This window comes from Streptomyces sclerotialus (genome assembly GCF_040907265.1).
GTDB classification, from domain to species: domain Bacteria; phylum Actinomycetota; class Actinomycetes; order Streptomycetales; family Streptomycetaceae; genus Streptomyces; species Streptomyces sclerotialus.
The window spans coordinates 3,250,320-3,263,634 of sequence record NZ_JBFOHP010000002.1; the positions used below are offsets into that span (position 1 = coordinate 3,250,320).

13 protein-coding genes are annotated in these 13,315 nt (G+C 74.1%); 6 read left to right on the forward strand and 7 right to left on the reverse strand.

Going from position 1 to position 13,315, the window contains the following annotated elements:
* Positions 1–52: 52 nt before the first annotated feature.
* Positions 53–811 (forward strand): DUF4142 domain-containing protein, encoded by a 759-nt coding sequence (locus AAC944_RS14410; RefSeq protein WP_078888547.1) that lies wholly within the window; start codon positions 53–55, stop codon positions 809–811.
* Complete coding sequence (locus AAC944_RS14415; RefSeq protein WP_030614281.1) at positions 808–2,265, forward strand: DUF1996 domain-containing protein; 1,458 nt, start codon at positions 808–810, stop codon at positions 2,263–2,265. Before AAC944_RS14410 ends, AAC944_RS14415 begins: the two co-directional genes overlap by 4 nt.
* A gap of 84 nt (positions 2,266–2,349) precedes the next feature.
* On the opposite strand, the gene AAC944_RS14420 is transcribed toward AAC944_RS14415, so the two are convergent.
* Positions 2,350–3,228, reverse strand: coding sequence for a PucR family transcriptional regulator (locus AAC944_RS14420; protein WP_368397186.1), 879 nt, complete (start codon positions 3,226–3,228; stop codon positions 2,350–2,352).
* Positions 3,229–3,673: 445 nt separating this feature from the next.
* On the opposite strand from AAC944_RS14420, the gene AAC944_RS14425 reads away from it, so the two are divergent.
* The 3 genes from AAC944_RS14425 (at position 3,674) to AAC944_RS14435 (ending at position 7,160) form a co-directional block, all read left to right on the forward strand.
* Positions 3,674–4,363: a hypothetical protein gene (locus AAC944_RS14425; RefSeq protein ID WP_368397187.1), complete on the forward strand. Its 690-nt coding sequence runs from the start codon at positions 3,674–3,676 to the stop codon at positions 4,361–4,363.
* 20 nt (positions 4,364–4,383) lie between these two features.
* The gene (locus tag AAC944_RS14430) at positions 4,384–5,934 is read left to right on the forward strand and encodes an NADH-ubiquinone oxidoreductase-F iron-sulfur binding region domain-containing protein (RefSeq protein ID WP_078888548.1); all 1,551 of its coding nucleotides are present in this window, start codon (positions 4,384–4,386) and stop codon (positions 5,932–5,934) included.
* A 176-nt stretch (positions 5,935–6,110) separates the two neighbouring features.
* A complete protein-coding gene (locus AAC944_RS14435; protein WP_030614293.1) occupies positions 6,111–7,160 on the forward strand; it encodes an SCO0930 family lipoprotein in 1,050 nt (349 codons plus the stop codon).
* Here the strand turns inward: AAC944_RS14435 and AAC944_RS14440 are convergent.
* From AAC944_RS14440 to AAC944_RS14445, 3 genes are read right to left on the reverse strand one after another with little or no spacing between them, the layout of a single operon-like run.
* Entirely contained in the window at positions 7,157–7,510 is a 354-nt protein-coding gene (locus AAC944_RS14440) for a sortase domain-containing protein (protein ID WP_438272801.1), read from the reverse strand. The two genes, AAC944_RS14435 and AAC944_RS14440, sit on opposite strands and share 4 nt — an antisense overlap.
* Entirely contained in the window at positions 7,511–7,783 is a 273-nt protein-coding gene (locus AAC944_RS36505; protein WP_438272802.1) for a hypothetical protein, read from the reverse strand.
* Positions 7,784–7,835: 52 nt separating this feature from the next.
* Positions 7,836–9,185, reverse strand: a complete 1,350-nt coding sequence (locus AAC944_RS14445) for a DUF445 domain-containing protein (protein ID WP_030614295.1) — start codon at positions 9,183–9,185, stop codon at positions 7,836–7,838.
* 260 nt (positions 9,186–9,445) lie between these two features.
* Between AAC944_RS14445 and AAC944_RS14450 the strand changes: the two genes are divergently transcribed.
* Positions 9,446–10,756: an SGNH/GDSL hydrolase family protein gene (locus AAC944_RS14450; RefSeq protein WP_030614297.1), complete on the forward strand. Its 1,311-nt coding sequence runs from the start codon at positions 9,446–9,448 to the stop codon at positions 10,754–10,756.
* Positions 10,757–10,772: 16 nt separating this feature from the next.
* On the opposite strand, the gene AAC944_RS14455 is transcribed toward AAC944_RS14450, so the two are convergent.
* From AAC944_RS14455 to AAC944_RS14465, 3 genes are all read right to left on the reverse strand, one after another.
* The gene (locus AAC944_RS14455; RefSeq protein ID WP_030614299.1) at positions 10,773–11,477 is read right to left on the reverse strand and encodes a DUF1707 SHOCT-like domain-containing protein; all 705 of its coding nucleotides are present in this window, start codon (positions 11,475–11,477) and stop codon (positions 10,773–10,775) included.
* A 62-nt stretch (positions 11,478–11,539) separates the two neighbouring features.
* On the reverse strand, positions 11,540–12,538 hold the full coding sequence (locus AAC944_RS14460) for an ABC transporter ATP-binding protein (protein ID WP_030614301.1): 999 nt from the start codon (positions 12,536–12,538) through the stop codon (positions 11,540–11,542).
* A gap of 1 nt (position 12,539) precedes the next feature.
* Positions 12,540–13,304, reverse strand: coding sequence for an ABC transporter permease (locus tag AAC944_RS14465; RefSeq protein ID WP_051871742.1), 765 nt, complete (start codon positions 13,302–13,304; stop codon positions 12,540–12,542).
* Between the last annotated feature and the right edge of the window lie 11 nt (positions 13,305–13,315).

Sequence of the window (13,315 nt, forward strand, 5' to 3'; positions counted from 1 at the left end):
GTACCGGCCTAGCGTCCCAGTCGTCCCCGCCGGACCGACCGGGAGGTTCCGTGTGCGCCTCGTCGCAGGCCAGTCGTCCCCCGCTTCCCCCGCCGACGCGCGTACGCCCGCCACCGGGCTGATCGTCGCCGCCCTCGCGGTCACGCTCGTCGCCCTGCTGCTGCCCGTCCAGCTCTTCGGCCAGAACACCTCGGTCGCCGCCGCAGCGGCCGGCTGGGAGGACGACGGCGGCGGCACCGTCCGCACCCCGTACGGCCCGCTGACGCCCATGGACCGGGACTTCGTGCGCAAGGTCCGGCTCGCCGGGCTGTGGGAGCTGCCCGCGGGCCGCCAGGCCCGGGAACGCGGTACTCGCAAGGCCGTACGGACCGCGGGCGACCACCTCGTGGCCGGCCACACCGAACTGGACCGGCTCTCCGTACGGGCCGCCCGTGACCTGGGCATGCCGCTGCCGGACGAACCCACCGCACAGCAGCAGGGGTGGCTCGGGCAGCTGGACACCGCCCGCGGCCAGGACTTCGACCGGCGCTTCGCCCAGCTGCTGCGCCGCGCCCACGGCAAGGTCTTCGGGCTCGTCGCGCTCGTCCGGGCGCAGAGCCGCAACGCGATGGTGCGGCGGCTGGCCACTCGTACGAATGCGGTCGTCCTGGACCACATCACGGTCCTGGAAGGTACCGGCCTGGTCGACTTCGGCAACCTGGCGGCGGCCCGCCCCCGGCAGCCGTACGTTTCCCCGAACACGCGGCCGTACCCCCACCCCACTCTCCCCAGCACTTCCCACCACTCCCCACGAAGCGAAGTGATCGCATGACTCCACAGGCCCATAAACGCTCGCGTCTGACCACTCGCCTGGTGGCCGCGGCCGCCGCTCTGCTGCTGGGCGGCGGCGGGACCGCGCTGATCGCCGCCGGTGCCTCGGCGGACCCGACGGGCGAGGACGGCCCGGGGCAGCGCGGCGGCCCGGCGGCCGCGGCGGCCACCGTGTCGTGCCCGGACGTCGGCGACCGGCTGCGCCAGGTGCCGCGCGGCGCGCAGCTCCCGGTCTCCCGCGGGCTCGCCGCACTGGACCGCCAGGTGGCGGCGGCGTACGAGAAGATGACGTCCGGCGGGCAGGCCGGCGGCGGTCAGGGAGCGGTGCTGGAGCAGCTGCGGCAGCAGCGCGCGAAGACGATCGGGGCGATGGCCGACGCCATCGGCCGGTCGGCGCCCCGCCCGGACGCGCTGCTGAACATGAGCGCCTGCAAGACGAAGCCGACGGGTCAGTCGGTATCGGTCGGCGACCCGGCACCGGGCGGGGACCAGGCGGACGGCGACGGCCAAGGCGGCGACGAGCAGAACAACGGCGGCCAGGACGCCGACGGCCAGGCGGGCGACGGTCAGCTGCCGCCCGTCGGCGGTCCCTCGCCCGACGACTTCGCCGACATCCGCTCCGTGCAGCCCGACGCCCAGCAGCCGCCCCAGGGCGACGGCGCCTCCACCGGCACCTTCGTCTCCGAGTGCGGCACCAACGAGGAGGGCCACTTCAACTCCGACAACGTCATCGTCACGCCGGGCGTCAGCAACGGCGCGCACCACACCCACGACTACGTCGGCAACGAGTCCACCGACGCCTTCTCCACCGACGAGAGCCTGGCCGCCTCCGGCACCACCTGCGACAACGGCGACCTGTCCACGTACTACTGGCCCGTGCTGCGCGCCCTCGACGGCACCTCCGAGCACAAGCCGGGCGCGGCCCACGACGGCAACGTGGGCTCGGTCCTCACCCCGTCCTCGGTGCAGCTGACCTTCAGCGGCAGCCAGGACGGCGAGGTGACCGCGATGCCGCGCTTCCTGCGCATCATCACCGGTGACGCCAAGGCCTTCACCAACGGCCCGGCCAACGCCAACGCCTCGTGGAGCTGCGTCGGCTTCGAGGACCGGCAGCTCAAGGACAAGTACCCGATCTGCCCGGACGGCGCCGACGTCGTCCGCACGTTCAACTTCCAGAGCTGCTGGGACGGACAGAACACCGACAGCGCCAACCACCGTACGCACGTGGCGTTCGCCCAGGAGGACGGCTCCTGCCCGGCCGGTTTCCGCGCCATCCCGCAGCTCCAGGAGAAGATCACCTACGACGTGCCGGAGGGGCAGCAGTTCGCGGTGGACAGCTTCCCCGAACAGCTGCACAAGCCGGTCACCGACCACGGCGACTTCATCAACGTCATGCCGGACCAGCTGATGGACGAGGCGGTCGACTGCATCAACAGCGGCCGCGACTGCGGCTGAGCCGGCGCGGTGGTCCCGGACCGGCCCGGCCCGGCCCGGTCCGGGACCACCGTCCGTCCGTCCGCGGCCCGCCGCGCGGCGGCCTCAGAGCCCGTTCACGCGGGCCTCCCTGGTGACCCCCAGAGGACGGACGCCGGAGGCCCCGGCCCGGCGCCCGGCCCGCGAGCGGTGCCGCCGTACGCGCGCCAGCAGCCGCCGGCTGCGCAGCGCCATCTCCAGCTCGAAGCGGGTAAGCGGATCCCGCAGCGCGGGGCCGAAGAGCTTCTCGATCTGCCGCAGCCGGTAACGCACGGTCTGCGGATGCACCTGCAGCACCTTGGCCGCCTCCGGCGCGCCGCCGCCCTCCAGCCAGGCCAGCAGCGTCACTTCGAGGCGCTCGCTCTGCCGGGGCGTCAGCTCCTCCAGCGGGCCGAGCCGGCGCGCGGCCAGCGCCGTGACCAGCGACTCGTCCTGGAGGAGCAGCAGCGTCGAGAGATGGTCGTCGACGAAGACCGGGCGTACGTCGGGGCCGCCGCGCCCCGGTCCGAGCGCCAGCAGCGCGCGGGCCCAGCGCAGTGAGGACGCCGCGTCGTCCGCGGGCACGGTGTGGCCGACGGCCGCCGGGCGGCCCTTGAGCGCGGCCTCCAGCCGGGGCCGGGTCTGTGTGCCGGGGTCCGGCACGAAGAGGCAGGTGGTGCCGTCGACGGTGCCGACGAGCGCGTCACCCAGCGCCGCTGCCAGCTGCGGCGCCTCGGCGGGGGACCCGAGGACGACGGCCCGCAGGGTGGCGGGCACGGGCCAGCCGGCGCACCGGGCCGGTTCGGCCAGCGCGGCGGCCGGCAGCGGATGCTGCCCGGAGAGCGCGCCGAAGAGGACCTTGCGGGCGCGGGACACCGGCATCGGCGTGACGACCAGTCCGGCGGGGCGGCGTTCGTTTTCCGTCCGCTCCTGATAACCGAGCGACGTCAGCAGGGCCTGTTCCACGGCCCATTGCGCTTCCGCTGCCCTCGGTGATTCCGCGAGCAGCGCCGAAAAGGCGGGAAAAGCGATACGCAGCTCTGCCACCATCTTCTCGGCGAGCGACGGGAGTTCCTTTCGCAGAACCCGGGTCCACTCGCCTCGGGGCCGTGACCATATGCGGTTCAGGAGATCACACATCGCTACCTCGTTCCTGCCGTCGGGGGGCGGCTGGGATACGGCCGTTGTGCCTGAGGGCCAGTGCCTGAGTCGGCATCATCCGCACCGGGCCGGGCGACGGCGATGCCGGTGCAGGAATTTGTCACAGCGCGATAAAGGCCCGGAAGCCCCCGGACACGTCCGAGATGCTGCCGCACACATCGCCGCCGGAACGTACGGCAATTCCCCGCCCTTTCCGGGGCGTTACGCATCCTTCCGCTCGATTTCCGCCCTCGATTTCCGTGGAGGCCCGATGTCCGCGCCAGGTCCACGCGCCCGCCACCGCCCGAATTCCGCGCCCCGCGCCGGGAGGCGGCTGCCGCTGCGCCCCGCCCTGCCCGCCGCGCTGCTGCTCTTCCTGGCCGTCCTCGCCCGCTCCGGCGCCGCGGAACGGACGGCGGACTTCCTGGACTTCGGGGCCGGGGTGCTCGCCCTGGTCGCGCTGACCGGCACCGTGCTGTGGGGCCTGGCCGCCACCGACCGGCGGGTGCTGTCCTCCGGGCACCGGCTGCTGGCGCAGGCCGTGCACCGCGGTACGGGCGTGGCGGGCCTCGGCTTCCTCGCCCTGCACATCGTGGTGAAGGTCGCACGCGGGCAGACCACGGGCCGGGCCGCCGCGCTGCCGTTCGCCGACGGTGTCCGGCCGGTACTGATCGGCCTGGGCACGCTGGCCGGTTACGGGTTCCTGGCGGTCGCGGTGACCGGCGCGGCGCGCACCGCGTTCACCGGCCGGACCGCCGCCGGGTGGTGGCGCGCGCTGCACATGGCCGCGTACCTCGCCTGGGGCGCCGCCCTGGTCCACGGCCTGCGCGCGGGCCGCCCGGCGGCGGGCTGGGTGACCGCCGCCTACGCCCTGTGCGTGGCGGCCGCGGCCACGGCCCTGGCGTACCGGCTGCGGTCCGGCCGCCGACCGGCCCGCCGCGCCCCGGAGGGGCGCCGGTGAGGGGCGCGGGAGGAGCCGACATGCGGCTCCGCCTCGCGGGCGCGGCCGGCCACGACGGTGGTGCGCCCGGCATCGGCACCGAAGCCCCGCCCCCGTGGCCGCCCCGGCTGCTCGCAGGGGTGACCACCCCGCACGGCGGCGCCGCCCGGCTCGACCGCGTGGCGCACCTGACCGTGCACGGCACCGCGCCCGTACTCTCCGCCGCGGAACTCGCGGCACTCGCCGAGGACATCGCGCTGCGCGGCCGGGGCGGCGCCGGCTTCCCCTTCGCCCGCAAGCTGGCCGCCGTACAGGACGCGCTGCGCCGCTCGGACGGCCACGCCGCCGTGGTCGTCAACGGCACCGAGGGCGAACCGGGCTGTCTGAAGGACACCGCGCTGCTGCTGTACGCGCCCCATCTCGTGCTGGACGGCGCGCTGCTGGCGGCCCACGCGCTCGGCGCCCGGGCGGTTGCCATCGGGGTGACCAGGGCCGACGTGGCGGACTCGGTGGGCCTCGCGGTCGCCGAACGCGGCCCGCTGTCCGTCCGGTTACGCGTGTCCCGCCTGCCGGAACGGTTCGTCAGCGGTGCGGGCCCGGCCCTGATCGACGGACTCGACGGCGGTCACGGGCTGCCGCCCGGGCGCACGGTCCGCGCCAGCGAGCGCGGCCTCGGCGGGCTGCCCACCCTGCTGTCCAACACCGAGACCTTCGCCCAGCTCGCGGTCGCAGCGCGGCGGGGCGCGCTCGGCCACCGCACCACCGGCGTCCCCGACGAGCCGGGCACCCTCCTGCTGACCGTCGCCGGCACCCGCGTCCTGGAGGCCCCCACCGGCGTCCCCCTCGTCCGCGTACTGGCGCACTGCGGCACCGGTCCCGGCCAGGGCGTCCTGATCGGCGGCTACCACGGCACGTTCCTCTCCCCGGCCACTGCCCGCACCGTCACCCTCGACCGCGCCGCGCTCGCCGCGCACGGCGCCGTCCTGGGCGCGGGCGCCCTCCTCCCGCTGCCCGAGGGCACCTGCCCGGCCGGGGAGTGCGCGGCGGTGGCGCGCTGGCTGGCCGGGGAGTCGGCCGGCCAGTGCGGTCCGTGCGTGCTGGGCCTGCCCGCGCTCGCCGATGCGCTGGCGGCCGTGGTGCGGGGCGGCGGCGCCCGCGCCCTGGCCGCCGTACGGGCGCGGACGCGGGCCGTGGAGCGGCGCGGCGCGTGCGGCCACCCCGACGGCACCGCCCGCTTCGTCGCCTCCGCGCTGGCGGCGTTCCCCGAGGAGTTCGCCGCGCACGCGCACGGCGGCGGCTGCGGACGTCCGGTACTGGGCGCCCTGCCACTGCCCGGGAGGGCCGCCGTACCACCCGCAACGGTGTCCCCCGCTGCACCGGCCGCGCCCGCCGGTCAGCTGGTCGTGGACTGGACGCGCTGCCGGGGCCACGGCCTCTGTGCCGATCTCGTGCCCGGCGTCGTCCGCCTCGGCCCGGACGGCTATCCGCGGCAGGCGGCCATGGCACTGCCCGCCCGGATGCGCCGCCGCGCCCGCCTCGCCGTCCGCCGCTGCCCGGCCCTGGCCCTACGGGTCCTCTCCGGCGCCGAATGACCCCGAACGGACGTACGCCGATCCGCCTCCGGCCCCGTACTGCCCGCAGCACACCGCTTTGTGACGTCAAGTGACAACTTTCGCGGGCGTTGAACGGGGGCCGCGCCGCCCCCCGTATCCCAGCCCGTAGCCCCGTCCCGACGGCACCTCCGCCGCCCCCACCGAAGGAGAACCCCATGAGCAACCGAGCCACCCACGTCAACCGCCGGCAGGCGGGCATCGCCGTCATCGCACTCACCGTGCTCGCCCTGACCTCGGCCTGCGGCGACAAGGACTACGCCGCGTCCGGTGACCAGGTCCAGCCCGCCGGCCAGGGCGCCTCCGACAACGGCTCCGGTTACGGGGCGGGCGCGGAAGCCGGCAAGGACGGCGGGTACGGCGCGGCGGGCGGCGCCGCGGCCGGCGGGCCGGGTGCGGCCGCCAAGACCCTCGCCCTCAAAGAGGCGCCGGGGCTGGGCAAGGTCGTCACCGACGGCCAGGGCCTGACGCTGTACCGCTTCGACAAGGACACCCCGAAGCCGCCGAAGTCCGCCTGCGACGGCGACTGCGCCTCGACCTGGCCGCCGGTCCCCGCCGACGACGCCAAGGCCACCACCGGCATCAACGCCGCCGACCTCGGCTCGGTGACCCGCTCGGACGGCAGCAAGCAGCTCACCCTCGGCGGCTGGCCGGTGTACCGGTACGCCAAGGACACCGCGCCCGGCGACACCAAGGGCCAAGGCGTGGGCGGCACCTGGTTCGCGCTCGCCGCCGACGGCGGCAAGGCCGGCGAGGCGGCCGCGGAGAAGCAGCCGGAGGCGGACGAGGCCCCCGCCGAGGAGGCGTCGGAGGCCGCGGCGCCCGGGGCGGACGTCTCGGTCGCGGAGAACGGACAGCTCGGAAAGATCATCGTGGACGGCAAGGGCCGCACCCTCTACCGCTTCACCAAGGACAGCGCCTGGCCGATGAAGTTCGCCTGTACCGGTGCCTGCCTGGACACCTGGAAACCCGCGGAGCCCGCCGACAAGGACAAGATCGAAGGGGTACCGGCCAAGCTGATCACCACCGTGAAGCGCCCCGACGGCACCGAGCAACTGGCCGTGGACTGCTGGCCGATGTACCTGTTCAAAGGGGACAAGGCCCCCGGGGACGTCAACGGGCAGGGTGTGAAGGGCACCTGGTTCGTGGTCGGCCCCGACGGCAAGAAGATCACCAAGTCGGCCGCGGCGCCCGGCAGCTCGTACTAGCGCGGCGCCATCTCCGTCAGCCGCCCCCACACCACCAGCCGGTACTCCGAGGTGTACTCCGGCGTGCAGGTCGTCAGGGTCAGGTGGTAGCCGGGCTCGGTGTGGCGGTGGCCGGGGTGGCCGGAGCTGTACGGGACCTCGGCGAGCACCGTGCCGTCGCCGGCCGTGGTCCGCGGCAGCGTCCGGTCCACGACGTAGGTGCAGTGCGCGTCGTCGGTGTCGATGCGTACGGTGTCGCCGGGCCGCAGCAGGACCCGGCGGCGGAACGGCTCGCCGTGGGTGTTGCGGTGCCCGGCCAGGGCGACGTTCCCGGCCCGGCCGGGCTGCGCCGTCCGCGGGTGGTGCCCCACCTACCCCTTGTCCCGCACGCCGGCCTTGCCGACGCCCTCCGCGACGGGCACGGTGACGCCGAGACGCGGGATGCGCAGCACGGCGTAGGCCAGGTCCCGGCGCGGGCCCGGCGGCAACGACTCGGACGGCGATTCCTCGATCACCGTCGTGTGTTCGCCGCGCATGCCCGGCGACGGCAGCGGCGCGAAGGCCGGCGGCGTGCCGCGCCACTCCCGCTCCGGCTCCACCGCCGTCCACATCAGCCGCACCGTCACCGGTATCCGCTTCCGCACGCGGGGCACCGTACGGCGTGCGGCCGGCGATCACCGCAGCGACGGCCCGGCTTCAGCCGCCCAGCGCATGGGACACGGCGTAGATGCACAGGCCCGCGAGCGCGCCCACGACCGTGCCGTTGATCCGGATGAACTGCAGGTCGCGGCCGATGTGCGCCTCGATCTTCTTCGAGGTCTGCTCGGCGTCCCAGCTCGCGACGGTGTCCGTGATCAGCAGCGTGATCTCGTCGCGGTACGTCGTGACGACGTACACCGCGGCGCCCTCCAGCCAGCCGTCGACCTTGCCCTGGAGCCGGTCGTCCGCCGCCAGCCGCTTGCCCAGCGACAGCAGCGCCCCGCGCACCCGTTGCCGCAGCTCGCTGTGTTCGTCCTCGGCGGCCGCGACCATCATCGCGCGGACCGAACCCCACGCCGAGGCGATCAGGTCCTGCACCTCGCCGCGGCCGAGCACCTCCGACTTCAGCCGCTCCACCCGCGCCCGGGTGTCCGTGTCGGACTGCAGGTCCCCGGCGAAGTCGGTGAGGAAGCGGTCCAGCGCGCCGCGCGCCGGATGCTCGGGCATGTCCCGCATCTCCGTCACGAAGCGCAGCAGCTCCTTGTAGACCCGGTCGCCGACCTTGCGGTCCACGAAGCGCGGGGTCCAGCCGGGCGCGCCGCCCGCCACCGCCGCCATGACGGAGTCGGAGTGGACGACCAGCCAGTCGTGCGCCCGGGCGCACACCAGGTCCACCAGCCGGGTGTGGCCGCCGTCCGCGACGACCTTCTCCAGCATCGTGCCGAGCCCCGGGGCGATCTCCTGGGCGTCGGCCCGGCGGGTGATCGCCTCGCCGACCACGGCCTGCACGTCGGAGTCGCGGAGCACGGTCAGCGCGCCGCGCAGGGCCGTGGCCAGCTCGGCGGTGACCCGGTCGGCGTGCTCGGGCTCGGCGAGCCAGTGGCCGAGCCGGCTGCCGATGCCGACCTTGCGCAGCCGCTGCCGTACCACCTCGCCGGAGAGGAAGTTCTCGCCCACGAAGTCGCCGAGGCTCTGCCCGAGCTGGTCCTTCTTCGTCGGGATGATCGCGGTGTGCGGGATGGGCAGGCCGAGCGGCCGCCGGAACAGCGCGGTCACCGCGAACCAGTCCGCGAGCGCGCCGACCATGCCCGCCTCGGCGGCCGCCGCCACGTAGCCCGTCCAGCCGCCGGCCCCGGCGGCGCCGGCCCACTTCGCCAGCGCGTACACCAGGGCGACGGCCAGCAGCAGACAGGTGGCGAGGGTCTTCATCCGGCGGACCCCGCGCCGCTTCTCCTCGTCGGCCTCGTTGAATGTGAAACCGGCCACAGGGCTCGCCGCGGTCCCGGCCGTGGGACCGCCCACCGCACCGGGAGTCACGTCCGTCTTCGTGCGTTCCATCCGCTCCATCCGTTCGACCGCCCCCGCCGTTTTTCCAACTGTGACCTAGTGCTGGTTCCCTGTCTGGAACGAACCACGAGTTCCCGTCGTCCCACAGGTCGAGCGCAACGCCTTACCGCCGTCCTGGCGGGGAGGGAGCCGCCGGGCATCCGTACCGGCCGACATGGGATCATGGCGGATCGATCGGACTGCGACGGCGCCGCTGATCAGACGCTGCCCTTGCCCATCCGGAGCCAGCGGCTCCGACTTCTTCAGGAGAACGCCCCCGCATGACCAAAAGTGTGGGTTACGCCCTGCTCGCCGGCCTGGCGGCAGTGGTGGTCCTCGTATCGACGGCGATCTTCGTCGGGGTCGGCGGCAACGGCGGCGGCACCGGCAGCGACCCGCACAACCCCCGTAACTCCGCCGACCCCGCCGTCTCCGGCCAGTGGGTCGGCACCTGGTCGGCATCGGCCGCCGCCGCCGAGCCGGGCACCCTCGACGGGTACGCGGGCATGTCGATACGGAACGTGATCCACACCAGCGTCGGCGGCAGCAGCACCCGCATCCAGCTCTCCAACCTCTACGGCACCCGGCCGCTGGCGATCACCCACGCCACCGTCGCCCTGGCCGCGGCCCCCAACACCCCCACCGCGGTGGCCGGCACGATGCGCCGCCTCACCTTCGGCGAGCGCACCTCCGTCGTCATCCCGGCCGGCGGCGCGATAACGAGCGACCCCGCCCGGCTGGACGTGCCGCACGACGCGGACCTGCTGGTCACCACGTACTCCCCGGCACCCTCCGGCCCCGTCACCTACCACCCGTACGCCCGCCAGACCTCCTACCTGGCGCGCGGCGACCGGGCCGCGGACGACGCGGGCACGGCGTACACCGAGCAGAGCCCGTACTGGCGTTACCTCACCGGCGTCGACGTGTGGAGCCGCGAGGCCCAGGGCTCGGTCGTCGTCATCGGCGACTCCATCACCGACGGCATCACCTCCACCATGGGCGCCAACCACCGCTGGACCGACTTCCTGGCCGAGCGGCTCCGCAAGGAGCCCGGCGCGCCCCGCCTGGGCGTCCTCAACCAGGGCATCAGCGGCAACCGCCTGCTGATCGACGGCAGCCGCTACTCCCCCAACAACGGCCCCAGCGTGCTCACCCGCCTGGACCGCGACGCGCTGTCCCGCACCGGCGTCAAGGCCGTCATCGTCGAGATCGGCCTGAACGACCTGTTCAAGACCCCGCGCCAGTGGGACCCCAAGAAGCTGGTCGCCGGCATGCGGAAGGTCGTCGAGCAGGCACACGCGCGCGGCCTGCGGGTCACCGGCGGCACGCTCACCCCGTTCTACGGCCACCGCGGCTACTCGGTCCGCATGGACCGGGTGCGCCAGGCGGTGAACGCGCAGATCCGGGCCGGGAACGTGTACGACAACGTGGTCGACTTCGACAAGGCGCTGCGCGACCCCGCCCAGCCGAACCGGCTGCTCCCCGAGTACGACTCCGGCGACCACCTGCACCCCAGCGACGAGGGCTACAAGGCGATGGCCCGCGCGGTGAACCTCAAGCACCTCAAGGGCTCGACCCCGGCGGCACTGTAGGGACGGCGGGCGGCGGTCAGCCCAGCTCCTTGCGCCGCCGCTCCTGCTCCTCCTTCTCCAGCGCCCTGCGCTCCCGCCGCTCGGCCTTCAGGCGCTGCTTCTCCGCCCTGGTCGGCTTCCGCTCGACACCGACGCCGCCCCAGAACGCCAGACCCGTCACGATCACCCGGGGCGCGTCGGGGTCGCCCGCCACACCGGCCTCCCGGTGGTCGAAGCCGCCCATGATCTCCACGCCGCGCACGTCGACCTCGACGCCCGGCGGCACGACGATGTTGATCCCGCCCATGATCGCGAAGCAGTTGATGACCACCTCGCGGTCCGTGAACCGGGCCTCGCGCAGGTCGATCTCGCCGCCGCCCCAGAAGGCGACCGCGGTGAAGCGCCGCCCGACCGTCCACCGCCCGGTCCGCCGGAACCCTCCCAGGATCCCGACCCCGGCCGACGAGCCGCCCTCGCCGCCCACGATCCGCTCCGCCCAGGCCGGCTCGCCGGCGCCCAGGGGCGCGGCCGCCGGTGCCACCGGCGCGGCCCGGCCGCCCGCCGGGAGGTCCGCCGTCAGCGGCACCAACTCGCCGTACGTACGCGCCTTGTACGCCGCGTCCAGCCGCTCGTCGAATTCCTCCATCCGCAGCCGCCCCTCGGCCAGCGCGTCCCGCAGGATCTCCGCGACCCGGTCCCGGTCGGCGTCGGAGGCGCGCAATTCGGGGAGTTCCTCATTCATGGCACAAAGAGTAAGCAGCGAACGGGGATTGCGGTCCTAGTTCACGGCGCTTCGGGGGTACATCAGTTCACGGCGCTTCTCGTGTACATCCGTGCGATCACGTCCTCGATGTCCGGCTCCCGTACCGAGAGGTCCACCAGCGGCCACCGCTCGGCGACCGCCGCCACGACCGGCGCCGCGCTCTGCGACGCCGGGAACGCCAGCCACTGCCGCGGCCCTTCCACCCGTACGGTCCGCGCGCCCGGCACGCCCTCGATCGGCGGCAGCTCCCGCTCCAGGTCCACCACCAGCGTCCGCTCGCTCTCCCCGATGCCGTACAGCCCGTCCAGGCCGCCGTCGTACACCAGCCGTCCGTGGTCGATGACCATCACCCGGCGGCACAGCTGCTCGATGTCGGTCAGGTCGTGCGTGGTCAGCAGGACGGTCGTGCCGAGCGTGGCGTTCACCTCGCGCAGGAACTCCCGCACCCGCGCCTTGCTGATCACGTCGAGCCCGATCGTCGGCTCGTCCAGGTACAGCACCTCCGGGTCGTGCAGCAGCGCCGCCGCGATGTCCCCGCGCATCCGCTGCCCCAGCGAGAGCTGCCGCACCGGCGCGTCCAGCAGCGGCCCCAGGTCCAGCAGTTCCACGCACCGGTCGAGGTTCTTGCGGTACGTGTCGTACGGCACCCGGTACATCCGCCGCACCAGCTCGTAGGAGTCCTTCAGCGGCAGGTCCCACCACAGGGTCGTGCGCTGCCCGAAGACCACGCCCATCCGGCGGGCCAGCCGGGTGCGCTCCCGCGAGGGGTCGATGCCCGCGACCCGTATGCGGCCGCCGCTGGGCACGAGGATGCCGGTCAGCATCTTGATCGTGGTCGACTTGCCCGCGCCGTTCGGCCCGATGTAGCCCACCATCTCGCCGCGCCCGATGCGGAAGCCGATCCCGTCCACCGCCCGCACCTCCTGCCGCACCCGCCGCAGCCACCCGGCCTTGCGGCGTACCCGGAAGACCTTCTCCACCCCCTCCAGAACGATGAATTCCGGCCCCTGCCCGTCCGTCGCCGGCTCGTCCGTCGTCATGTCAGCTCCCCGTGCTCCGGTATCCGCGCAGCCCCGCCCGCCACGCCAGCGCCGCGCCCCCGCACATCACCGCGGCCACCACGGGCCCCAGGAAGTCCACCCAGCCCGGCAGCCCCAGCGGGTCGTCCCGGCCGAGGAGGCGGAGCGCGGGCAGCCAGTTCACGAAGGCGAGCGGAATGATGTACGTGACCCCGCGCACCAGGTCCTTGGCGAAGACGGTGGGCGGGTACTGCAGCATCGCGTTTCCGCCATATGTGAAGGCGTTCTGCACCTGGGCGGCGTCCTGCGCCCAGAACTGGAAAGCGGCGCCGAGCGTGAAGACCGCGCCGTAGATCGCCGCGCCGCTCACCAGCATCACCGCGACCGTCACCACCCGGCCCGGCGCCCAGTCACCCGGTAGCGCCGCCAGTGCCCAGCCCAGCACCACCAGGGCCTGCGTGAGCCGCCCTATCCGGCGCAGCGCGAACCGGTCGGCGGCGACCTGGACGTACACCGGCGCCGGACGTACCAGCAGGACGTCCAGCGTGCCGTCGCGCACCCGCGCGCCGAGCCGTTCGACGTTGCCCAGCAGCAGGTCCGCCAGCCCCAGGGCCGTGGCCGACGCTCCGTAGAGCAGGGCGACTTCGGGCAGCCCGAATCCGCCGAGCTCGTCGATGTGCGAGAACATCAGAAGGATCGTCACGAACTCCAGGCCGCTGCCCGCGGCATTGCCGAGGGCCATGATCACGAACGACGCCCGGTAGGTGAGCGTGGACCGGACCCACATCGCTACGATCA

Excerpts from the sequence above, each read along its gene's own strand:
- AAC944_RS14460 (WP_030614301.1), bottom strand. The coding sequence starts at position 12,538 with ATGACGACGGACGAGCCGGCGACGGACGGGCAGGGGCCGGAATTCATC.
- AAC944_RS14445 (WP_030614295.1), bottom strand. The coding sequence starts at position 9,185 with ATGGAGCGGATGGAACGCACGAAGACGGACGTGACTCCCGGTGCGGTG.
- AAC944_RS14430 (WP_078888548.1), top strand. The coding sequence starts at position 4,384 with ATGCGGCTCCGCCTCGCGGGCGCGGCCGGCCACGACGGTGGTGCGCCC.
- AAC944_RS14435 (WP_030614293.1), top strand. The coding sequence starts at position 6,111 with ATGAGCAACCGAGCCACCCACGTCAACCGCCGGCAGGCGGGCATCGCC.
- AAC944_RS14465 (WP_051871742.1), bottom strand. The coding sequence starts at position 13,304 with ATGTGGGTCCGGTCCACGCTCACCTACCGGGCGTCGTTCGTGATCATG.
- AAC944_RS14455 (WP_030614299.1), bottom strand. The coding sequence starts at position 11,477 with ATGAATGAGGAACTCCCCGAATTGCGCGCCTCCGACGCCGACCGGGAC.
- AAC944_RS14425 (WP_368397187.1), top strand. The coding sequence starts at position 3,674 with ATGTCCGCGCCAGGTCCACGCGCCCGCCACCGCCCGAATTCCGCGCCC.
- AAC944_RS14450 (WP_030614297.1), top strand. The coding sequence starts at position 9,446 with ATGACCAAAAGTGTGGGTTACGCCCTGCTCGCCGGCCTGGCGGCAGTG.
- AAC944_RS14415 (WP_030614281.1), top strand. The coding sequence starts at position 808 with ATGACTCCACAGGCCCATAAACGCTCGCGTCTGACCACTCGCCTGGTG.